At 72.5% G+C, this 20,504-nt stretch carries 20 protein-coding genes; 15 read left to right on the plus strand and 5 right to left on the minus strand.

The genetic code is table 11. From position 1 onward, the window contains the following. Positions 1-408: 408 nt before the first annotated feature. From GGE06_RS38920 to GGE06_RS38960, 9 genes are all read left to right on the plus strand, one after another. Positions 409-1,062 carry a UdgX family uracil-DNA binding protein gene (locus GGE06_RS38920; RefSeq protein ID WP_116157793.1) on the plus strand — a complete coding sequence of 218 codons (654 nt, stop codon included), beginning with the start codon at positions 409-411 and terminating at the stop codon, positions 1,060-1,062. Between the two features lie 78 nt (positions 1,063-1,140). Further along, positions 1,141-1,326 (plus strand): hypothetical protein, encoded by a 186-nt coding sequence (locus GGE06_RS38925; RefSeq protein ID WP_116157792.1) that lies wholly within the window; start codon positions 1,141-1,143, stop codon positions 1,324-1,326. A 39-nt stretch (positions 1,327-1,365) separates the two neighbouring features. Next, positions 1,366-1,983, plus strand: coding sequence for an SRPBCC family protein (locus tag GGE06_RS38930; protein WP_184933029.1), 618 nt, complete (start codon positions 1,366-1,368; stop codon positions 1,981-1,983). Positions 1,984-2,013: 30 nt separating this feature from the next. Continuing rightward, positions 2,014-2,217, plus strand: a complete 204-nt coding sequence (locus GGE06_RS38935; protein ID WP_147321056.1) for a hypothetical protein — start codon at positions 2,014-2,016, stop codon at positions 2,215-2,217. Continuing rightward, a complete protein-coding gene (locus tag GGE06_RS38940) occupies positions 2,214-2,393 on the plus strand; it encodes a hypothetical protein (RefSeq protein ID WP_184933030.1) in 180 nt (59 codons plus the stop codon). The genes GGE06_RS38935 and GGE06_RS38940 overlap by 4 nt, the downstream gene beginning before the upstream one ends. Before the next feature lie 453 nt (positions 2,394-2,846). Further along, positions 2,847-3,323 carry a baeRF2 domain-containing protein gene (locus tag GGE06_RS43195; RefSeq protein WP_312883464.1) on the plus strand — a complete coding sequence of 159 codons (477 nt, stop codon included), beginning with the start codon at positions 2,847-2,849 and terminating at the stop codon, positions 3,321-3,323. Between the two features lie 242 nt (positions 3,324-3,565). Then, positions 3,566-4,360, plus strand: a complete 795-nt coding sequence (locus GGE06_RS38950; protein ID WP_116157788.1) for a polysaccharide deacetylase family protein — start codon at positions 3,566-3,568, stop codon at positions 4,358-4,360. Positions 4,361-4,436: 76 nt separating this feature from the next. Then, positions 4,437-6,614, plus strand: a complete 2,178-nt coding sequence (locus GGE06_RS38955; RefSeq protein WP_184933031.1) for a TerD family protein — start codon at positions 4,437-4,439, stop codon at positions 6,612-6,614. A gap of 172 nt (positions 6,615-6,786) precedes the next feature. Then, complete coding sequence (locus GGE06_RS38960; protein WP_116157787.1) at positions 6,787-7,092, plus strand: hypothetical protein; 306 nt, start codon at positions 6,787-6,789, stop codon at positions 7,090-7,092. Between the two features lie 75 nt (positions 7,093-7,167). Here the strand turns inward: GGE06_RS38960 and GGE06_RS38965 are convergent, their stop codons facing one another. Next, complete coding sequence (locus tag GGE06_RS38965; protein ID WP_116157786.1) at positions 7,168-7,659, minus strand: carboxymuconolactone decarboxylase family protein; 492 nt, start codon at positions 7,657-7,659, stop codon at positions 7,168-7,170. A 114-nt stretch (positions 7,660-7,773) separates the two neighbouring features. Here GGE06_RS38965 and GGE06_RS38970 point away from each other — a divergent pair, with 114 nt between their 5' ends. The 5 genes from GGE06_RS38970 to GGE06_RS38990 all read left to right on the plus strand — a co-directional run bounded on the left by GGE06_RS38970 (position 7,774) and on the right by GGE06_RS38990 (position 13,270). Further along, entirely contained in the window at positions 7,774-8,697 is a 924-nt protein-coding gene (locus GGE06_RS38970) for a pirin family protein (protein WP_184933032.1), read from the plus strand. A gap of 41 nt (positions 8,698-8,738) precedes the next feature. After that, positions 8,739-9,080 (plus strand): GNAT family N-acetyltransferase, encoded by a 342-nt coding sequence (locus GGE06_RS38975; RefSeq protein ID WP_116157784.1) that lies wholly within the window; start codon positions 8,739-8,741, stop codon positions 9,078-9,080. A gap of 384 nt (positions 9,081-9,464) precedes the next feature. Continuing rightward, the gene (locus GGE06_RS38980) at positions 9,465-10,874 is read left to right on the plus strand and encodes a family 2B encapsulin nanocompartment shell protein (protein WP_116157783.1); all 1,410 of its coding nucleotides are present in this window, start codon (positions 9,465-9,467) and stop codon (positions 10,872-10,874) included. Between the two features lie 95 nt (positions 10,875-10,969). Next, positions 10,970-12,376, plus strand: a complete 1,407-nt coding sequence (locus GGE06_RS38985; protein WP_221519014.1) for a family 2 encapsulin nanocompartment cargo protein terpene cyclase — start codon at positions 10,970-10,972, stop codon at positions 12,374-12,376. Positions 12,377-12,391: 15 nt separating this feature from the next. Continuing rightward, on the plus strand, positions 12,392-13,270 hold the full coding sequence (locus GGE06_RS38990) for a geranyl diphosphate 2-C-methyltransferase (RefSeq protein ID WP_116157781.1): 879 nt from the start codon (positions 12,392-12,394) through the stop codon (positions 13,268-13,270). 56 nt (positions 13,271-13,326) lie between these two features. Here the strand turns inward: GGE06_RS38990 and GGE06_RS38995 are convergent, their stop codons facing one another. Continuing rightward, positions 13,327-14,811 (minus strand): MFS transporter, encoded by a 1,485-nt coding sequence (locus GGE06_RS38995; protein WP_116157780.1) that lies wholly within the window; start codon positions 14,809-14,811, stop codon positions 13,327-13,329. 155 nt (positions 14,812-14,966) lie between these two features. Here GGE06_RS38995 and GGE06_RS39000 point away from each other — a divergent pair, with 155 nt between their 5' ends. Beyond that, positions 14,967-15,407 carry a MarR family winged helix-turn-helix transcriptional regulator gene (locus tag GGE06_RS39000; protein WP_184933033.1) on the plus strand — a complete coding sequence of 147 codons (441 nt, stop codon included), beginning with the start codon at positions 14,967-14,969 and terminating at the stop codon, positions 15,405-15,407. Between the two features lie 110 nt (positions 15,408-15,517). On the opposite strand, the gene meaB is transcribed toward GGE06_RS39000, so the two are convergent. The 3 genes from meaB to GGE06_RS39015 are packed head-to-tail and all read right to left on the minus strand — an operon-like array spanning position 15,518 to position 20,477. Continuing rightward, positions 15,518-16,495, minus strand: a complete 978-nt coding sequence (gene meaB, locus GGE06_RS39005) for a methylmalonyl Co-A mutase-associated GTPase MeaB (RefSeq protein WP_184933034.1) — start codon at positions 16,493-16,495, stop codon at positions 15,518-15,520. After that, on the minus strand, positions 16,492-18,666 hold the full coding sequence (gene scpA / locus GGE06_RS39010; protein WP_116157777.1) for a methylmalonyl-CoA mutase: 2,175 nt from the start codon (positions 18,664-18,666) through the stop codon (positions 16,492-16,494). The genes meaB and scpA overlap by 4 nt, the downstream gene beginning before the upstream one ends. Next, on the minus strand, positions 18,666-20,477 hold the full coding sequence (locus GGE06_RS39015) for a methylmalonyl-CoA mutase family protein (RefSeq protein ID WP_184933035.1): 1,812 nt from the start codon (positions 20,475-20,477) through the stop codon (positions 18,666-18,668). The genes scpA and GGE06_RS39015 overlap by 1 nt, the downstream gene beginning before the upstream one ends. Positions 20,478-20,504 lie beyond the last annotated feature (27 nt).

The following is a 20,504-nucleotide window of genomic DNA, read 5'->3' on the forward strand; positions in this document are numbered from 1 at the left end:
CGGATGACGGCCGGGGCGCGGTTGACCGGGGCTCGTGTGGCCTGGTCGACCAGGATGAATTCCTCCTCGACTCCCATGGTCAGGATCTCCATCGCCGGCTCCTCCTTGCGTCGGCCGCGCGTCTACCCGCCCCCGGCCCCGCCATGCCGGTGGCTCTCGGCCGCACACCGTGCGCGGCTCCGCCATGCCGGTGGCTCCTCACCGCACCCCGCCCCGGGGCCCGCCAAACCGGTGGGCCGCTGTCCGCTCGCCGCCCCGGCCGCCCGTGGTCCGTCCGCCCCCCGGCACGCCGGTGATCCTGCCTGCCCGTCGCGCGGCGGTTTCGGCGCGGCGGGCGGTGGGCACACGCCCGCGCGTCAGCGGCACGCGCCGGGACCGCCGGGCGGGGACGCTGGCGGGAGGTGTGCGATGGCCGGTACCGGTGACCGGGGGACCCCCGAGGCGTACGACGCCACGCCCTATCTGCCGAGCCGCGGCGGACTCCCCGCGCACCGCAAGGCGGCGGCGGAGTGCCGGGGCTGCCCCCTCCACCGCGACGCGACCGGGACCGTCTTCGGCCGGGGCGACCCGGGCGCGCGGCTGATGCTGGTCGGTGAGCAGCCCGGCGACCAGGAGGACCGCGAGGGCGTCCCCTTCGTGGGCCCTGCCGGGCGGCTGCTCCACCGCGCCCTGGCGGAGGCGGGGATCGACGAGAAGGACCTGTACGTCACCAACGCGGTCAAGCACTTCAAGTTCACCCGCGACGAGACCCGGAAGCGCCGCATCCACAAGGCGCCCAGCCCGCGTGAGACCCTCGCCTGCCGACCCTGGCTCATGGCCGAGCTACGCCTCGTCTCTCCCGAGTTGATCGTGGTTCTGGGGGCCACCGCGGGGCGGGCCCTGCTCGGGCCCTCCTTCCGCGTCGGCACCGATCGGGGCGTGCCGAGACCGCTGCCCGACGCCGAGGACGGCACCCGGGTCCTCGCGACCGTGCACCCCTCGGCCGTACTGCGCGCGCAGGACCGCCGGGAGATGTACGCGGGACTCGTCGCCGATCTCCGTACCGCGGCGGACGCCCTGTGAACGCACGCGCGCGGTTCGGCCTGGCGCCAGCGGGCAGTCGCGGCGTGAAGGGGGCACGAACGGAAGGAGGCGGACCCCATGCGCGGGAACGCCGACGGCAGGACGACGGTACGGGAACGCGGGCTCGGCGACGAGGAGTTCCGGTGGCTGATGACCGAGGCACGCGCCGAGGCGCGACGTCACTTCGTCGGCCGGCCGCCCCGGGCCGAGCCCGAAATCGCCCTGCGCACCCAGCACGCCGAGTTCGGGGCCGCCGCCCACTGAACCCGTCATGCCGTGACGACGTGTGAAGGAGGCCTGACCATGAGCAAGGTGGAGCAGACGATCGACGTGGACGTGCCCCTGCGGAACGCCTACGACCAGTGGACGCAGTTCGAGGACTTCCCGAGGTTCATGGAGGGCGTCGAGGACGTCCGGCAGATCGACGACCGGCACTGCCACTGGCGGACCAGCGTCGCCGGGGTCCGGCAGGAGTTCGACACCGAGATCGTCGACCAGCTTCCGGACCAGCACATCGCCTGGCGCACCACGGGAGGCGACGTACGGCAGAAGGGCGTCGTCAGCTTCCAGCCCCTGGACGAGGGACACACCCGGGTCCGGCTCACGATGGACGTGGAACCCGACGGCATGGCGCAGAAGGCCGCCGAGGCGATGGGGATGCTCGACCGCCAGATCAAGGCAGACCTCAAGCGCTTCAAGGGCTTCATCGAGCACCGCGCGGACGCGACCGGCGGCTGGCGCGGCCGGATCCGCCCCGAGGACGCCGACACGGGGGCGGGCGCGCCCCTGGGGAGCCCTGACAAGGGGCCCGACACGATGAGGGAGCCGCCCGGCCCGGTGGCGACGCCCGAGCAGGCACGCCGGGCCCGGCGGACGCGGCCCTGGAGGCTGCCGTCCGAGAACGAGCCCGGGACGCGCTGACCGCCGAGCCTCCGGCACAGGAGCAGACCGATGAACGACCGCAGCAACGAGCGCGCGAGTGCGCGCGCGAGCACGCGGGAGCTGAGGGACCACCCCTCCGACGACCCGGTGCATCCGCCCGAGGAGCGGCCGCGCGTGAGCGGCCCCCGCCGTTTGTCCGCCGACGCGATGGGCAGCCGCAGCAGAGGAGCTCGTACGACCCGACGCGCGGAGAACCCGGAGGAGCACTCATGAACGTCCCCGACCGCGGCAGCAGCAAGTCCGGCCCCCGCCTCGACGACGCGCGCAAGAAGGAAGTCGAGGGTCTCCTCAGGTCCGGCCACCCCACCCGCGTGGAGGAGTGGCGCGACCCCGAGCCGCCCGTCGACGAGCGCGCCGAAGAGCGCGGGGAACGACGCAGCGAACGCTGACCGCCTCCCACGACCCCGCCGGCCGCTCCCTTGGCGACACCATGGACCTCGACTTCCTCAAACCGCTCCTGGAACGCCCCGGCCCCTGGGCCTCCGTCTTCGTCGAGACCCGCCGGGACACCGAGGACGCGGCGCAGATGCAGAGACTCCGTGACCGCGCCGTCGCCCGGCAGCTCGTCGAGGAGGGCGCGGATCCGGCCACCGTCGGCGCGGTCGCCGAACGGCTCCGCACCGAACCGGCCTCCGGCGCACCGCCCGGACGCGCCCTCTTCGCCGCGGCCGGGGAGATCGTGCTCGACCTTTCCCTGACGACGGCCCCGCCCGCCGTCGAGGCGACGTGGTCGAGCCTTCCGCACATCGCCCCGCTTCTGTACCTGCGGAGCGACCAACCGGCCTGCCACGTGGCCCTCATCGACCGCACCGGCGCCGACCTCGAAACGCGCGGCCTCCGAGGTGGAGCACGGCAGCCGGGCGCCCGGCGCGTCCACCGAGGCCCTCGACCGCGAGATCGAGGACGCGTGTGCGCGGTACGCACGCGAACGCGTCCGCAGCGCCCTCGACGATTTCCGCAGAGGACGGGGGCGGCCCGGCGAGCACCGCCCGGGGCCGATGGACGGCGCGCCCGGTCCGGCAGCCGAAGGCGTTCCCGCGGTGGTGGAGGCCGTCCGCGAGCACCGGGTCGCCACCCTGCTGCTCGGGCACGACGCCGCCGAGGCGGACCGCCCGGTCTGGGTCGGCCCCAGCGCGTACGACATCGCCGTGGGCCGCACGGAGGCGAGGAACTGGGGGATCGGCCGGCCCACGGAGGCGCGCGCCGACGACGCCCTGCTGCGCGCCTGCGTCGCCGCCGACTCCGAAGTCCTCGTCGTCCCCGAGGAGGCGACGGGCCCGGCCGGCGGTCTCGGCGCGGTCCTGCGCTGGAACCCCTGACCCCTCCACCACCACGGAGCGGGCGGCCCTGCGTGACCAGGCGCAGGACTGCCCGCCCGTCATCGCCGGGGCGCCCGCCCCCCCACCTTCCGCTCGCCCCCGGCTGAGTGGCCGTCAGCCGGCCGACGTGAGCCGGCCCACCCGCCGTCCCGCCAGTTGGTTCGGATTCGGTGAAACCTTCCGGCTCCTCGTACCGTCCTCTCACCAGGGAGATGGACGGAAACACGGGGAGTGGGGATTCCATGGGGCAGAGCAAGTACACCGCGCACATAGCCGTGGTGGCTTCGGCGGTAGCACTGAGCCTGGCGGTGTGGGGCGCCGCGGCGCTGATGGACGACGAGGCCGTCGCGAAGATGGGGGACACGACGGCCTCGCAGACGCCCGACGGGAAGCCGAAGGCGCCGGACCAGGTGCGGCCCGCGAAGGTCCCCGAGAGCATCGCGCACGCGGCCGAGCAGGGGGGCTCGGCCGTGAACATCACCATCGACGACGGCCCCGACGCCCGATGGACGCCGCAGATGCTGGACATCCTCAAGGAGAACGGCGTCAAGGCCGTGTTCTGCATGGTCGGCCCGATGGCCAAGCAGAACCCCGACATCGTCAAGCGGGTCGTCGCCGAGGGCCACCGGCTCTGCGACCACACCGTGTCCCACGACACCACGATGGACAAGAAGCCCTTCGCGTACCAGAAGCAGGAGATCCTGGACGCGAAGAAGATGATCGAGGACGCGGCCGGGGGAGCGAGGATCGACTACTACCGCGCGCCCGGCGGCGCGTTCACCCCGGACAGCCGCCGCCTCGCCTCCGGCCTGGGGATGCGGCCGCTCGGCTGGAACGTGGACACGAAGGACTTCGAGCAGCCGGGCACGGCCTCGATCGTCAACACCGTCAAGAACGAGCTGTCGAACGGTCCGACGATCCTCTTCCACGACGGCGGCGGCGACCGCAGCCAGACCGTGGCGGCCCTGCGGCAGGTGCTCCCGTGGCTGAAGCAGAACGGACACAGCTTCAGCTTCCCCGTACGCACGACCCCTTGAGCCCCACGCCCGCACGCCCGCCCCACGGCCCGAAATCCGCATGCACCGGGCCGTGCCGGGCTGGCAGCATGCCGGAATGGTCCACGCTCTCGAACGCCTGATCGTCCGGCACACCCACCGTCTTCCCCTCCCGGCCGGGAACACGGGGCCGAACGACGGGGGCGTCACGGCACGGCGGTTCGACGCCGCCCTGATGTCGGCCGGGTTCAAGCTGTCGGCCGGGCTGCTCGAAGAGCTGGCCCGGCTGCCGGAGGAGACGGTCGTCGCCCTCGCCGCCCGCACCTTCGACACGGTCCGCGAGGCGGTCGGCGACCACGTCCGGCACAACGTGTACTTCGTCGACTTCCCGGCCAACGTGCCCGACACCTTCGAGTTCTGGATGCGCTGCGTCGCCGAGGCCCTCGACGACGACACCGCGCGCCCCGGCGTGCTCCAGCGGCTGCGGGCCGGCGTGCTCGACCTCCTCACCCTCCCGTCGTACGGCGTCTACCGCCACACGTACGAGCAGATGCTCGCCGCGCACGACGACCTGATCGCCGCGGCGGGCGACCGCATGACGGTCCTGCACCCCGGCGGCACCCTCGACGACGAGGTCACCGCCCTCTACCTGTCCCTGGCCGGAAGCACCACGCCGCTCGGCGACGACCACCTGCGCGACCTCGCCGTCCTCGCCGCCCACCGGACCGACGGGCCGCAGCCCGAGGCGATCCCGGTGCGGGAGATCCGCGCCGTCGTCAACCGGGCCCGCCTCGACGCCGGCGCGGACCTCCTCCTGGACACCGTCACCGACGTGCTGCGCCTGGCCTGCGCACTCTCCGACGGGGACGTCACCCTGCGCGAGCCGACCCGGTTCCGCGCGCTGTCCCGGCCCGTCCGCCGGGCCCTGCTCGGCGGCCTCGACGCCGTCGTCGCCGAAGCCCCCGCGAAGCTCGCCGACGTCGCCGCCCACCGCGAGGCGTGGAAGCGCCTCGGCGAGCGGCTGCACCCGCACGAGTACCCGCGCTGGCCGTCCGCCGCGGAGGTCTTCGCCGTCGCCCGGGGCGAGAAGAAGGCGCCGTCCTTCGACAGCCGCGTCGAGGAACTCCTCGGCCGCGGCGACGTCGCCGCGGCCGCCGCACTCCTGACGGCCGCCCCCGGCAGGCTGCTGCGCGCCCTGGACCGGCTGCTGTGCGCGGCGGGCGGGCCGAAGGAAGTCGACGCCGTCCTCGCCGCGTTCGAGAGCGCCGTCCCCCAGGTCTCCGGCCGCGTCGTCCTCTCCCTCCGCGAGCACGTCCAGAACCGCGCGGGGACGACGGGGGACCGGCGGGTGTTCGTCAACCGGCTCGGCGGCGCCTGGGTCACCGCCGACACCCGGCCGCCGCTGCCGTCCGCCGTGCGCGAGCGGCTGTGCGCCGTCCTCGACGCCGAGACGCGGCGCCGGCTGCCCGCCCCCGGCCGGCTGCTCGTCGACCCCGCCGTCCTGGACGTGGCGCTCCCGCTCAGCGGCCGCGCGACCGCCGCGGGGTTCGGCGTCCTGCCGCGCGGCTCGGTCTCGCCCGTCGAGGGCGAGCTGCTGCGCTTCTTCACGTACTGGAAGCAGACCGCGCGCAGCACCGACTACGACCTGTCGGCGCTGGTCCTGGACGACGACTACGCGACCGTCACCTGGCTCTCGTACACCGCTCTCACCTCCGTCGAGGGCAGCCATTCCGGTGACGTCACCGACGCGCCGGACGGCGCCTCGGAGTTCATCGACCTGCGGCTCGGGGCGGTCCGCGGCAGCTTCGTCGTGCCGCAGGTGAACCTCTTCTCCGGGGAGGGCTTCGAGGAGGTCGAGGAGTCGTTCTTCGGCTACATGCTGCGCGAGACCGAGCAGAAGGGCCGCCCGTTCGAGCCGCGCACGGTCCGCATGAAGTCCGACCTCCGCGGGCCCGGCCGGGTCGCGCTGCCGCTCGCGTTCGAGCGCGGCGAGGACGGCCGCTGGCGCGCGCGGTGGCTGCATCTGTACCTGAGGGGCAATCCGTCGGCGAACCGGGTCGAGGAGAACAGGGTGTCGGTCTCCGTACTGCTCCGGGGCCTGCTCGCCCGTAGCCCGCTGACGGTCCGCCACCTGATCGACCTGATGGCCGCCGACGCCACCGCGACGACCTGGTGGGACGGCTCGACGCTGCCGGACGGGCCCGTCACGTACATCGGTCTGGAGCGCCCCGACGGCCTGCCGGAGGGCTCGCGCGTCCTCACTCCCGAAAATCTGCGCGACCTGATCCCCGCCTGACTGCTACGGTCGTCCCGGGCGAGGCCATGAAGAGGCTTCCTTCTCAAAACCACTTGAAATAGTCTCTTCGCTCTCCTCGCCCCTCAGCTTGCGGGACCCCCCGTTCGGACGGTGAGAACGGTCGGAGCGGGGGTCGACCGTGACCCGTGGCAGGTCGGCCCGTTGTGAGGGTGTGACCTCAACACGACGCATCTCCTCGATCCTCGCCGTCGCCGCCGCCTTCTCGTGCCTCGGCGGGGCCGCCGCCGGCACCGCGTCCGCCGCCGACGCCACCGGCCCCCTCGGCCCCAAGATCAACCCGATCAGCGAGCTCGACTCCCTCGCCACGACCGGCATCCCCGAGGAGTCCCGCGGGCGGTTCCCCGGCATCGCGGGCCAGCTGAACGGACTCGACCGGCTGAACGAGCTGGGGCAGCTGCACCAGCTCACCGACCAGGCGGCGCCGGTCACCGGACTGCTCCCCGCGGTCTCCACCTGACCGACCCGACAGGAACCCACCGAAGGTCCGGCGCCCCGACGGCACCGGACCTTCGCCGTGTCCGCACCGAAGAAGTCAGCGCTTGGCGGGCGTCTCCCGCACCGGGTGCTTGCTCATGATCGAGACCCGGTTGAAGGCGTTGATCGTGATCGCCACCCAGATCACCGCCGAGATCTCGTCGTCGCTCAGCGACCGGCGGGCGCTGTCGCAGGCACGCTCCTGCGCGAGGGCGTCGGCGGGGGCCGTGGTGGCCTCCGCGAGGTCGAGCGCGGCGCGCTCGCGGTCCGTGAAGAGCTCGGTGTCGCGCCAGGCGGCGAGCACGCCCAGGCGGCGGGCGGTCTCGCCCGCGCGCAGGGCGGCCCTGGTGTGCACGTCGAGGCAGTACGCGCAGCCGTTGATCTGGGAGACGCGAAGGTTGACGAGCTCCACCAGAACGCGGTCGAGCCCGGCCTCGGCGGCCGTCGCGCGCACGGCTTCGGATGTCTGGACCAGCGCGTGATAGGCCTTGGGGCTCTGCTTGTCGACGTAGATCCGCTTGTCCGCCGGGGCTCCTGCCGTGTCGCTCACCGTGCGCTCCTTCCGGGCCGTGCCCGCCTCGTCCGCGAACAGTGCGTGTCACCGTCGCAAGGGCTATCATCGTCCATGATTGTTGAAAATGGAACTATCTCTGGAGGGGTCGGCATGAGTATCGCGGAGATCGAGGTCCTGACCGCGCGGGACGTCCCGCTCGGCGGGCCCCGGGCGATGACCGTACGGCGCACGCTCCCGCAGCGCGCCCGGACGCTCATCGGCGCCTGGTGCTTCGCCGACCACTACGGCCCCGACGACGTCGCCGAGTCCGGCGGCATGGACGTCGCCCCCCACCCGCACATCGGGCTGCAGACCGTGAGCTGGCTGTTCAGCGGCGAGATCGAGCACCGCGACAGCCTCGGCAGTCACGCGTACGTGCGTCCCGGCGAACTGAACCTCATGACCGGCGGGTACGGCATCAGCCACACCGAGGTCTCCACCGCCCGCACCACCGTCCTGCACGGCGTGCAGCTGTGGGTGGCCCTCCCCGAGGAGCACCGGAACACCGCCCGGGACTTCCAGCACCACGCCCCCGAGACGGTCCGCGTCGACGGAGCGGACCTCAGGGTCTTCCTCGGATCTCTCGCCGGCTCGGTCTCCCCGGTCCGCACCTTCACCCCGCTCCTCGGCGCCGAGCTCGTCCTCGACCCGGGCGCGACCGTCACCCTCCCCGTCGACCCCGCCTACGAGCACGGCCTGCTCGTCGACACCGGAGAGGTCCGCATGGCCGGAACGCTGCTGCGCCCCGCCGAGCTCGGATACGCCCCCACCGGGGCCGATGCCCTGACCCTGGTGAACGAGTCGGACGCCCCCGCCCGTGCGGTCCTCCTCGGCGGCACCCCGTTCGAGGAGGAGATCGTCATGTGGTGGAACTTCATCGGCCGCAGCCACGAGGACATCGTCGAGGCCCGCGAGGAGTGGGAGAAGGAGTCCGACCGCTTCGGCGAGGTCGAGGGCTACCCCGGCGACCGTCTCCCCGCCCCCGCCCTGCCCAACGCCCGGATCGCGCCGCGCAAGAACCCCGCGCTCCACTGACCGTGCACGGCCCACACCCACACCCTGCGAAAGGCACTCCCATGACCGAGCAGTCCACCACCCCCGTCGTCCGGCGCGTGGACGCCCGCCACCGGTACGAGATCCTCGTCGACGGCGAGCGCGCGGGCCTGACGGCCTACCGCGACCGCGACGACCGCCGGGTCTTCTTCCACACCGAGGTCGACGAGGCCTACGCGGGCCGGGGTCTGGCCTCGATCCTCATCGAGCAGGCCCTCACCGACGTCCGCGCCTCCGGGATGCGCATCGTCCCCGTCTGCCCCTACGTCGCGAAGTTCCTGAAGAAGCACGACGAGTTCGCCGACATCACCGACCCGGTGACGCCCGAGGTCCTCCAGTGGCTGGAAGGACAGCTCAAGCGCTGACCCCGGTCGCCCCGGTCAACACGACGCACGCGAGGGCGAACGCTTCCCCCGTACGGATCAGTCGCGCCCGCCCGGGCCCGCAGGCCCCCCGGCCCGGGGGGCCGAACGGACGACCGAATCGCCCGGGCGCAGGGCGCGTCGCTGGCCGACTCCCGACGGGTTGGCCAGAAACCTGCAGGTGAACGGGATAAACATCATTTCGAGCAAGATCACCGCAAGGAGTTAATGCACTCGGACTCTCTGAGCGAGGCGGGCTCGGCGGCCGTTACTGTTCCCCGAGATCTGGACCGATTCCCGGATCTTCGCCCCCCTTTCATCTTCTTTCGCCGGTTTTCGACGCCTCCGTGCGTCGATCGCCGCCCTCGCCAAGGAGAGCTCGTCCCGATGACCGTTGACGACCGCCCGGTACAGCTGGAGCCGCCCCGGCAGTCCAGCCTCAGCACCGCGGCCGCCCGCAACCTCGCCACCACGACCAAGTCCGCCCCGCAGATGCAGGAGATCAGCTCCCGCTGGCTGCTGCGGATGCTCCCCTGGGTGGAGACCAAGGGCGGCGCCTACCGGGTGAACCGCCGGCTGAGCTACACCGTCGGCGACGGACGCATCGAGTTCGTCCAGGACGGCTCCCGCGTCCGCGTGATCCCCCGCGAGCTCGGCGAACTGGCCCTGCTGCGCGGCTTCGAGGACGTCGACGTGCTCAACGCGCTCGCCGACCGCTGCGTCCAGCGCGACTTCAGCGCCGGCGAGGTGCTCGTCCAGCGCGGGGCGTCCGCCGACCAGATCCACCTGATCGCCCACGGCCGCGTCAACCAGACCTCCGTCGGCAAGTACGGCGACGAGGTCGCGGTCGCGACGCTCGCCGACGGCGACCGGTTCGGTGAGAACGCCCTCCTCGACGGCGACGCGGGCTGGGACTACACCGCGACCGCCGAGACCTCCGGCACCCTGCTCACCCTCTCCCGCGCCGACTTCACGAACATCCTCAACTCGGCGCCCAGCCTCCGGGCCCACATCGACGAGTTCAGCTCGCTGCCCGACCAGCGGCAGAACAAGTACGGCGAGGCCGAGATCGCGATGTCGGCCGGCCACAAGGGCGAGGCCGAGATCCCCGGCGCCTTCGTCGACTACGAGCTCAAGCCGCGCGAGTACGAACTCTCCGTCGCCCAGACCGTCCTGAAGGTCCACACCAGGGTCGCCGACCTCTACAACGGGCCGATGAACCAGACGGAGGAGCAGCTCAGGCTCACCATCGAGGCGCTGCGCGAGCGCCAGGAGCACGAGCTCATCAACAACCCGGAGTTCGGCCTGCTCCCCAACGCCGACTTCAAGCAGCGGATCCAGCCGCACTCCGGCCCGCCCACCCCGGACGACCTCGACGAGCTGCTCTGCCGCCGCCGCAGCACCAAGCTCTTCCTCGCCCACCCCAAGACGATCGCCGCGATCGGGCGCGAGTGGAACCGTGCCGGGCTCTACCCGGACACCATCGAGCTCCAGGGCCACCGGGTCCCGGCCTGGCGCGGGGTCCCGATCCTGCCCTGCAACAAGATCCCGATCAGCAAGGAGAACACCAGCTCCATCCTCGCCATGCGTCTCGGCGAGGACAACCAGGGCGTCATCGGTCTGCGCCAGACCGGTCTGCCCGAGGAGTACGAGCCGGGCCTGTCGGTGCGGTTCATGGGGATCAGCGAGCAGGCGATCATGTCGTACCTCGTCACGACGTACTACTCCGCCGCCGTCCTCGTCCCGAACGCGCTCGGCGTCCTGGAGAACGTGCAGATCGCGCGCCGGCGCGACTAGGCCCTCCCCGCAGGCCACCACCACCCGGACCATCCGGGCCGGGCCGGCGTGCCCGGAATCCGGGACGGCCCACCCCTCTTTCCAAGGAGTCACGGATGCCCGATCCCGGGCTTTCCCCTCTGCAGTCCAGCCTGCCCGGCGCCGCGGCCTCGTTCACCGCCCGAGTCCTCGCCGACGCGGCGGCCCACGGCATCGCCCTCCCCCACCTCCTCGCCGAAGCGCCGGACCTTCCGGCGGCCCCCCACCCGGAGGCCCCGGCCGGGCTCCCCACGGGGCTCGCCGCCGGGGTCCCCGCCGGGCCCCTCACCGGGCTCGCCGCCGCGGATTCGGTCGAAACCCCGGTCGAGGCCCCGGCCTCCTCCGCGGCCCCCGCGGCCGATGCCGCCGCCGTAGCGGCGCCGACCCGGCCCGATCCGGGATGGGTGCTGCGCGGCCCCAGCGGCCTCGGTACGGCGGGGCTCTCCCTGGTCCCGCGTGCGGAGCCCCCGGCACCCCGGGCGGCGGCCGTCGCGGCGCCGGCGGACGCCCTGATCATCCCGGGCCTCTACTGGCACCCGGTGCCCGAGCCCGACCCGGTGCGCGTGGAGGAGGTCAGCCTCCGCATCAAGTCCTGGGCGCTGGACGAGATCCAGCTCTACCCCGAGGACTGGGAGGGCGACTTCGACGGGTTCCACGTCGGGCGCTACATGGTGGCCTGCCACCCGGACGCCCCGACCATCGAGCACCTCATGGTCGCCGCCCGGCTGATGGTCGCCGAGAACGCCGTGGACGACTGCTACTGCGAGGACCTCGGCGGCTCGCCCATCGGTCTGGGCGGACGCCTCCTCATGGCGCACACCGCCCTGGACCCGCTGCACTCGACGGCGGAGTACCAGCCGGTGTGGGCGGAGTCGCTCCACGCGGACGCGCCCCGGCGCTCCTACCGCTCGGCCATGGAGTACTTCGTCCGCATGGCGACCCCGTCCCAGGCCGACCGGTTCCGTCACGACATGGCCCGGCTGCACCTGGGCTACCTCGCCGAGGCCGCGTGGGACGAGACGAACCACGTGCCGGAGGTCTGGGAGTACCTGGCGATGCGGCAGTTCAACAACTTCCGCCCCTGCCCCACGATCACCGACACCGTCGGCGGCTACGAACTCCCCGCCGACCTGCACGCCCAGCCGGCCATGCAGCGGGTCCTCGCGCTCGCCGGCAACGCCAGCACCATCGTCAACGACCTCTACTCGTACACCAAGGAGCTCGCCAGCCCCGGCCGGCACATGAACCTGCCCGTGGTGCTCTCCGAGAAGGAGTCGCTGTCGGAGAAGGACGGCTACCTGAAGGCCGTCGAGGTCCACAACGAGCTCATGCGCGACTTCGAGGCCGCGTCCGCCGAGCTGGCCGCCGCCTGCCCCGCCCCGAGCGTGCTCCGCTTCCTGCGCGGAGTCGCCGTCTGGGTCGACGGCAACCACTACTGGCACCAGACCAATACGTACCGCTACAGCCTGCCCGATTTCTGGTAAGAACGGATTTCATCTGTGACCAACACCGAGCTCCTCAGCGTCGACTCCGCGTTCGTCCCCAACCCGGCGACGCCGTACCAGGGAGACATCGCCCGTTACTGGAACGCCGAGGCCAGGCCCGTGAACCTGCGCCTGGGCGACGTCGACGGGCTGTACCACCACCACTACGGCATCGGCGCCGTCGACCACGCCGCCCTCGGGGACGTCGAGGACAGCGAGTACGAGAAGAAGCTGATCGCCGAGCTGCACCGCCTGGAGTCGGCGCAGGCCGAGGTCCTCCTGGACCACCTCGGCCCCATCGGCAGCGAGGACACCCTCGTCGACGCGGGCTGCGGCCGCGGCGGTTCGAGCGTGATGGCCCACCAGCGCTTCGGCTGCAAGGTCGAGGGCGTCACCCTGTCCTCCACGCAGGCCGAGTTCGGCAACAAGCGTGCCAAGGAGCTGGGCATCGAGAGCCACGTCCACGCCCAGGTGTGCAACATGCTCGACACCCCCTTCGAGAAGGGCAGCATCGCCGCCTCGTGGAACAACGAGTCGAGCATGTACGTCGACCTGGACGACCTGTTCGCCGAGCACTCCCGCTTCCTGAAGGTCGGCGGCCGCTACGTGACCATCACGGGCTGCTGGAACCCGAAGTACGGCCAGCCGTCGAAGTGGGTCTCGCAGATCAACGCGCACTTCGAGTGCAACATCCACTCGCGCCGTGAGTACCTGAAGGCGATGGCCGACAACCGGCTCGTCCCGCAGGCCGTCATCGACCTGACGCCGGACACCCTGCCCTACTGGGAGCTGCGGGCCACGTCCTCGCTGGTCACCGGCATCGAGGAGGCGTTCATCGAGTCGTACAAGGACGGCTCCTTCCAGTACGTCCTGATCGCGGCCGACCGCGTCTGACGCACCGGTCCACGGCCGAGGGGCGGGTCCGTCGTCCGACGGACCCGCCCCTCGCGTCATGCCGCGGCCGTCGCCTTCTCGGCCGCCGGTGCGCTCACCCGCTCGGTACGGGGCGCCTGGCCGGTCCGCAGGCCGAGCCGGGCGATGACCGCGACCAGCGCGAAGGCGGCGGCGCCGATCCAGAAGGTGAGGGTGAAGCCGGACTCCGCGGGCAGCGGCGGGACGCCGGCGGGGAGGTGCCCGATGGTCTGCGAGGCCAGGATCGTGGTGACCACGGCGCTGCCGATCGCGCTGCCGGTGGAGCGGGAGATCGAGTTGATGCCGTTGGCGATGCCGCTCTGGTGGTGCGGGACGCTCGACATGATGACGGCGGGCATGGCCGCGTAGCCGAAGCTGACGGCCGCGCCGACGACGACACCGGCGCCGATGACCGAGGCGGTGTGGCCGTGGTCGAGGGCGAGCCAGCCGAAGCCCACGGCGCCGAGGGCGGCGGCCAGGGTCAGCGCGGTGCGCGGGCCGCGGTGGCGGACGAGCCGGCCGCCGATCGGCGAGGCGAGCAGGGAGACGATCGCGCCGGGCAGCAGGAACTCGACGGAGGCCCGCAGGATGGACGCGCCGAAGCCGTAGCCGGTGAGGGCCTCGGGCATCTGGACGAGGTACGAGACGCCCAGGAAGTTCGCGAACATGCCGAAGCCGACGAGGACGCCGGCCAGGTTCGCCATGAGCACCGGCCGGTGCACGAACATCCGCATGTCGACGAGGGGCTCGCGGACCTTGAGCTCGGTGAGGACCCAGACGACGGTCATGACGGCCGCGGCCGCGAAGCTGCCGAGGGTGCGGCCCGAGGTCCAGCCCCACTCGTGGCCCTGCGAGATCGGCAGCAGGAGCAGCAGCAGGGTGGCGCCGAGGGTGAGCGCGCCCAGGAAGTCGGTGCGGCCGCCGGTCTTGTGGCGGGTCGCGGGGACCAGGAACACGACGGCGAGCAGGGCGATCGCGGCGAAGCCGGTGGCCATCCAGAAGGCGCTGCGGTAGTCGGCGTCGGAGCCGGAGGTGAGCAGGCCGGTGGCGACGAGCGCGAGGCCGCTGCCGAAGGCCAGGGTGCCGCTGACCAGCGACATCGCGCCGGGCAGCTTCTGCGGGCGGACCTCCTCGCGCAGCACGGACAGGGCCAGCGGGAAGATCGCGGTGGCGGCGCCCTGGAGGACGCGGCCGAGGATCAGCAGGGGGAGCGAGGTCGCCAGGGCGGCGACGACGGAGCCGGCGACCATGACGCCGAGGACGGCGACGAGGGTGGGCTTCTTGCCGTGCTGGTCGCCGAAGCGCCCGAGCAGCGGGGTGAAGACGGCGGCGGAGAGCAGCGTGGCGGTGGTCACCCAGCTCACGTTCGCGGCCGAGGTGCCCAGGTCGGTGCGGATGAGGCCGAGGATCGGGACCGGCAGGGTCTGCATCATCGACACGACCATGGCGGCGAGGCTCAGCGCGAAGACGACGAGCGTCTCGCGCCGGGGATCGGCGGCGGGCGGGGTGGTCTCGTGACTCATGGGTGGGGGCCTTCTCAGTGCTTCACGTCGTAGATGTTTGACGTCATCAAGTAATGCGACGAAGGTAGGCCCCGATGGTTGAGGAGGTCAAGTGAATGATTGAGGTGCTTAAGTAAATAATTGATAATGTCAACGATCGTGCGTACCCTCGACGCATGAGCGCGACCACCCCCGAGACGCCCACCAAGCTCCAGCTGCTTGAGCTCCTCGCCGCCATCGGCACGGCCCAGTGGCGCGACTTCGCCGCGGCCGCCGCCCACCACGGACTGACGTCCACGCAGGCCAAGGTCCTCGCCCAGCTGAACGGCCCACTGCCGATGCGCGCCCTCGCCACGCTCCTCGTGTGCGACGCGTCGAACGTCACCGGGATCGTGGACCGCCTGGAGGGACGCGGGCTCGTGCGCCGCGAGGCCGACGCCTCCGACCGGCGCGTCAAGAACGTCGTGGCGACCGACGAGGGCCGGGAGGTCATCCGGCGGGTCCGCGAGGAGATGCAGGCCACCCACGGCGCCCTCGACACGCTCGGCGCGGAGGACAGCGCCACCCTGTACGGCCTGCTCGCGCGGCTGCGGCCGGGCATGGAGAACAACGCCTGAGAGCGCCCGCCGCCGGGCATGGAGAACAACGCCCGAGGGCGCCCGCGCCCAGGAACGGAGAAGGGCGCCCGACGGGAATCCCCGTCAGGCGCCCGTACCCCGTCCCGGTCTCAGCGCTCCCCGAAGGCCTTCAGGATCTGCTCGGCCGCCAGCGTCGCCGTCAGCTCGCCGTCCCTGACCCGCCGCTCGAGCGAGGGCGTGGCCTCCTGGACCGCCGGGTCCGTGTGCAGCCGGCGCAGCAGCTCGTCGCGGACCATCGACCACGTCCAGTCGACCTGCTGGTCCTGCCGCTTGGCCGCGAGGCGGCCGGTCGAGTCGAGGAGCGCGCGGTGCGCCCGCAGCCGCTCCCAGACCTCGTCGAGGCCCGCCGACTCCCGCGCGCTGCAGCTGAGCACCGGCGGCGTCCACACGGCGTCGGCGCCGTGCATCAGCCGCAGTGCGCCCGCGAGTTCCCGCGCGGCGGCGCGGGCGTCGCGCTCGTGCGGGCCGTCCGCCTTGTTGACGGCGACCACGTCGGCCAGTTCCAGGACGCCCTTCTTGATGCCCTGGAGCTGATCGCCCGTCCTGGCCAGGGTGAGCAGCAGGAACGAGTCGACCATGTTGGCCACGGCGGTCTCGGACTGCCCGACGCCCACCGTCTCCACGAGCACCACGTCGTAGCCCGCGGCCTCCATCACGACCATCGACTCGCGGGTCGCCTTCGCGACCCCGCCGAGCGTGCCGGCGCTGGGGGAGGGGCGGACGAAGGCCGCCGGGTCGACGGCCAGCCGCTCCATGCGGGTCTTGTCGCCGAGGATCGAGCCGCCCGTACGGGTCGACGACGGGTCGACGGCGAGCACCGCCACCCGGTGGCCGAGGCCCGTCAGCATCGTCCCGAACGCGTCGATGAAGGTCGACTTCCCGACCCCGGGCACCCCGCTGATCCCGATCCGCACGGCCTTGCCGCTGTGCGGCAGGAGCTCGGTGAGGAGCTCCTGCGCGAGGGCCCGGTGCTGGGGGCGCGTCGACTCGACGAGGGTGATCGCACGCGCGATCACCGCCCGCTTCCCGTCGAGCACGCCCTTCACGTACGTGTCGAGACCGATCACAGGTCGTGCCCGAGGTCGGCCGAGAGCCGGGTCACCAGGTCGTGGGCCGCGTCGGGGATCACCGTCCCCGGCGGGAACACGGCCGCCGCACCCATCTCCAGGAGCGTCGGCACGTCCTGCGGGGGGATGACACCGCCGACCACGATCATGATGTCCTCACGGCCCTCCGCCGCGAGCTCCTCCCGCAGCGCCGGCACGAGGGTGAGGTGACCCGCGGCCAGCGACGAGACCCCGACGATGTGCACGTCCGCCTCGACGGCCTGACGCGCCACCTCGGCCGGGGTCTGGAACAGCGGGCCGACGTCCACGTCGAAGCCCAGGTCGGCGAAGGCCGTGGCGATCACCTTCTGGCCCCGGTCGTGGCCGTCCTGGCCCATCTTGGCGACCAGGATGCGCGGCCGGCGCCCCTCGGCCTCGCCGAAGGCGTCGACCAGGGCCCGGGTGCGCTCCACGGAGGGGGACTCGCCTGTCTCGTTGCGGTACACGCCGGAGATCGTACGGATCTGCGCCGCGTGCCGGCCGTACACCTTCTCCAGGGCCTCCGAGATCTCGCCGACGGTGGCCTTCGCGCGGGCCGCGCGCACGGCGAGCTCCAGGAGGTTGCCGTCGCCGCCCGCGGCCCGGGTGAGTGCGTCGAGCGCGTCCCGGCAGGCGGTCTCGTCGCGCTCCTCGCGCAGCCGCCGCAGCTTCTCGATCTGCTGGGCGCGGACCGAGGAGTTGTCGACCTTGAGGACCTCGATCTGCTCGTCGGACGCCACCCGGTACTTGTTGACGCCGATCACCGGCTGCCGTCCGGAGTCGATGCGGGCCTGGGTGCGGGCCGCCGCCTCCTCCACGCGGAGCTTCGGGATGCCCGCGTCGATGGCCTTGGCCATGCCGCCGGCCTGCTCGACCTCCTGGATGTGCTTCCAGGCGCGGCGGGCCAGATCGTAGGTGAGCTTCTCGACGTACGCGCTGCCGCCCCACGGGTCGATCGTCCGGCAGGTGCCCGACTCCTGCTGGAGGAGCAGCTGCGTGTTCCGGGCGATGCGCGCGGAGAAGTCCGTCGGCAGCGCGAGGGCCTCGTCGAGGGCGTTGGTGTGCAGCGACTGGGTGTGGCCCTGGGTCGCCGCCATCGCCTCCACGCACGTCCGCGTGACGTTGTTGAACACGTCCTGCGCGGTCAGCGACCAGCCGGAGGTCTGCGAATGGGTCCGGAGCGACAGGGACTTGGCGTTCTGCGGGTCGAACTGCTTCACCAGCTTCGCCCACAGCAGGCGGGCGGCGCGCAGCTTCGCGATCTCCATGAAGAAGTTCATGCCGATCGCCCAGAAGAACGACAGCCGCGGCGCGAACGCGTCGACGTCCAGGCCCGCTTCACGCCCGGCGCGGATGTACTCCACACCGTCCGCGAGCGTGTACGCCAGCTCCAGGTCGGCCGTCGCACCCGCCTCCTGGATGTGGTACCCGGAGATGGAGATGGAGTTGTAGCGCGGCATCCGCTGCGAGGTGTACGCGAAGATGTCGGAGATGATCCGCATCGACGGACCGGGCGGATAGATGTACGTGTTGCGGACCATGAACTCCTTGAGGATGTCGTTCTGGATGGTCCCGGCCAGCTTCTCCGGCGGTACGCCCTGCTCCTCGGCGGCCACGATGTACAGCGCGAGGACCGGAAGGACCGCGCCGTTCATCGTCATCGACACGGACATCTTGTCCAGCGGGATGCCGTCGAACAGCTGCCGCATGTCGTAGATGGAGTCGATGGCCACGCCGGCCATGCCGACGTCACCGGTGACGCGCGGATGGTCGCTGTCGTAGCCGCGGTGGGTCGGCAGGTCGAAGGCGACCGACAGGCCCTTCTGGCCGGCGGCGAGGTTGCGCCGGTAGAAGGCGTTCGACTCCTCGGCCGTGGAGAAGCCCGCGTACTGACGGATCGTCCAGGGCTGGTTGACGTACATCGTCGGGTACGGGCCGCGCAGGTACGGGGCGACGCCCGGGCGGGTGTCCAGGAAGTCCAGGCCCTCCAGGTCCTGCCCCGTGTAGAGCGGCTTGACGGTGATGCCCTCCGGGGTCTCCCACAGCAGGTCGTCACCGCCGGCCGCCTTCTTGACGGCCGAGCGCCACTCGTCGGGCCCGCCGCCGGCGGCCTGTGCCCCGAGCTCGATCCCGGAGAAATCGGGGATGGACATCAGGACACTCCCATGCGGTCGAGGGTCGTGGAGAGCAGGGCGACGGCGTCGCAGCCGGCGAAGACGTACGTGTCGACACCGGCGTACGACCCGGGGCGCCCGGCGAGGAGGACGTGCCCGGCCCCGGCCGCGCGCAGCTCCCCGGCGGCGGCCTCCGCCCCCTCCTCGTACAGCGCGTCGCTGGAGCAGAGGCAGGCCTCGCGGGCGCCGCTCTCCTCGAACGTGCCCTCGGTGACGGCCTCGATGCCGCCCGCCTGGAAGAGGTTGGCGGCGAAGGCGAGCCGGGCCGAGTGCGCGGCCGCCGGGCCGAGCGCCGCGAGGAACACGCGGGGCCGGGCTCCGGTCGCCGCGAGGTGGGCGTCCGAGCGGGCGCGCAGCGCCTCGTACGCCTCGTCGCGCCGGACGCGGGGGAGACCGCCGGACAGCGGCTCCGGCGCGGGCGCGCGGTCCACGGGCTTCTCCGTGAGGTGCGGGAACTCGCTGACACCGGTGATCGGTTCGCGGCGCGTGGCGAGCTTCCTGCTGCGGGCGGCCCAGGTCTCGGCGAGCCGCTCGCCGATCGTGCCGGAGCGCAGCGCGGCCTCCTGACCGCCTTCGCGCTCGATCGTCTGGAAGAACTCCCAGGAGGCGTGGGCGAGTTCGTCGGTGAGGCGCTCCACGTACCAGGAACCGCCCGCCGGGTCGATCACCCGCGACAGGTGGGACTCCTCGATGAGGACGGTGGAGGTGTTGCGGGCGATCCGCCGGGCGAACGCGTCGGGCAGGCCGAGCGCCTCGTCGAAGGGCAGCACGGTGACGCTGTCGGCGCCGCCCACACCCGCGGCGAGCGTCGCGATGGTGGTGCGCAGCATGTTCACCCACGGGTCGCGGCGCGTCATCATCACCGGCGAGGTCACCGCGTGCTGGCGCTGCGCGCCCGCCTCCGGGGCCCCGCAGGCCTCGGCGACACGGGCCCACAGACGGCGCGCGGCGCGCAGCTTCGCGATCGTCAGGAACTGGTCGGCGGTGGCCGCGTAGCGGAACTCCAGCTGCCCGCACGCCTCCGTGACGCTCAGTCCGGCCGCGGTCAGACCCCGCAGGTACGCCACGCCGGTCGCGAGCGAGCAGCCGAGCTCCTGAGCGGCCGAGCCGCCCGCCTCGTGGTACGGCAGGGCGTCCACGGTCAGGGCCCGCAGCCCCGGGTACGCGTCGGCGCAGCGGCGCGCCAGACCGGCGACGGACGCCAGGTCGTAGGCCGCGCGGCCGGTACGGGCCTCGTGGCCCAGCGGGTCCGCGCCCAGGTTGCCCCGGGCCGCCTCCGGGGCGACGCCCCGCTCCTCGTACAGCCGGAGGAGCCGCTCGGCGGCCGCCTCCGTCTCGTCGCCCGCGTCGAGGACGACGGGCGCGAGGTCGAGGTAGACGCCGTCGAGGACGGCGTCGAGCGAGGACACCGGGACGCCGGAGCCGCCGACACCGAGCCACAGCGAGGTGACGCCGTTCTCCAGGTCGGCGAGGACAGCCTCGCCGTCGGCCGTCAGGTGGCGCTGGCGCACGTCCCAGCCGCCGGTGGTGTTGCCCTCGGCCCGCCCGCCGCGCACGAAGGGCGCGAAGCCGGGCAGACCGGGGTCGGGCGCGGAGTCGCGCGCGGTGTACAGCGGGCGGGTGTCGAGGCCGTCCTCAAGGAGGGTGGACAGGGCGTCCTCGGCGGCGTCGCCGGAGACCTCCTTGCCCGACTTGCGCAGGACACCCGCCACGAGGTGTTGCCACTGCTCATGTGGCGCGTCTGGGAATTCGGACGCCAGGGAGAGCCCGTCGTCAGGCAGGACCGTCATGGCTCGGATGCTAGGGGAGATCCACAA

This window comes from Streptomyces nymphaeiformis (genome assembly GCF_014203895.1).
Lineage (GTDB): Bacteria > Actinomycetota > Actinomycetes > Streptomycetales > Streptomycetaceae > Streptomyces > Streptomyces nymphaeiformis.

Excerpts from the sequence above, each read along its gene's own strand:
- GGE06_RS38920 (WP_116157793.1), top strand. The coding sequence starts at position 409 with ATGGCCGGTACCGGTGACCGGGGGACCCCCGAGGCGTACGACGCCACG.
- GGE06_RS38925 (WP_116157792.1), top strand. The coding sequence starts at position 1,141 with ATGCGCGGGAACGCCGACGGCAGGACGACGGTACGGGAACGCGGGCTC.
- GGE06_RS38930 (WP_184933029.1), top strand. The coding sequence starts at position 1,366 with ATGAGCAAGGTGGAGCAGACGATCGACGTGGACGTGCCCCTGCGGAAC.
- GGE06_RS38935 (WP_147321056.1), top strand. The coding sequence starts at position 2,014 with ATGAACGACCGCAGCAACGAGCGCGCGAGTGCGCGCGCGAGCACGCGG.
- GGE06_RS38940 (WP_184933030.1), top strand. The coding sequence starts at position 2,214 with ATGAACGTCCCCGACCGCGGCAGCAGCAAGTCCGGCCCCCGCCTCGAC.
- GGE06_RS38950 (WP_116157788.1), top strand. The coding sequence starts at position 3,566 with ATGGGGCAGAGCAAGTACACCGCGCACATAGCCGTGGTGGCTTCGGCG.
- GGE06_RS38955 (WP_184933031.1), top strand. The coding sequence starts at position 4,437 with ATGGTCCACGCTCTCGAACGCCTGATCGTCCGGCACACCCACCGTCTT.
- GGE06_RS38970 (WP_184933032.1), top strand. The coding sequence starts at position 7,774 with ATGAGTATCGCGGAGATCGAGGTCCTGACCGCGCGGGACGTCCCGCTC.
- GGE06_RS38975 (WP_116157784.1), top strand. The coding sequence starts at position 8,739 with ATGACCGAGCAGTCCACCACCCCCGTCGTCCGGCGCGTGGACGCCCGC.
- GGE06_RS38980 (WP_116157783.1), top strand. The coding sequence starts at position 9,465 with ATGACCGTTGACGACCGCCCGGTACAGCTGGAGCCGCCCCGGCAGTCC.
- GGE06_RS38985 (WP_221519014.1), top strand. The coding sequence starts at position 10,970 with ATGCCCGATCCCGGGCTTTCCCCTCTGCAGTCCAGCCTGCCCGGCGCC.
- GGE06_RS38995 (WP_116157780.1), bottom strand. The coding sequence starts at position 14,811 with ATGAGTCACGAGACCACCCCGCCCGCCGCCGATCCCCGGCGCGAGACG.
- GGE06_RS39000 (WP_184933033.1), top strand. The coding sequence starts at position 14,967 with ATGAGCGCGACCACCCCCGAGACGCCCACCAAGCTCCAGCTGCTTGAG.
- scpA (WP_116157777.1), bottom strand. The coding sequence starts at position 18,666 with ATGTCCATCCCCGATTTCTCCGGGATCGAGCTCGGGGCACAGGCCGCC.
- GGE06_RS39015 (WP_184933035.1), bottom strand. The coding sequence starts at position 20,477 with ATGACGGTCCTGCCTGACGACGGGCTCTCCCTGGCGTCCGAATTCCCA.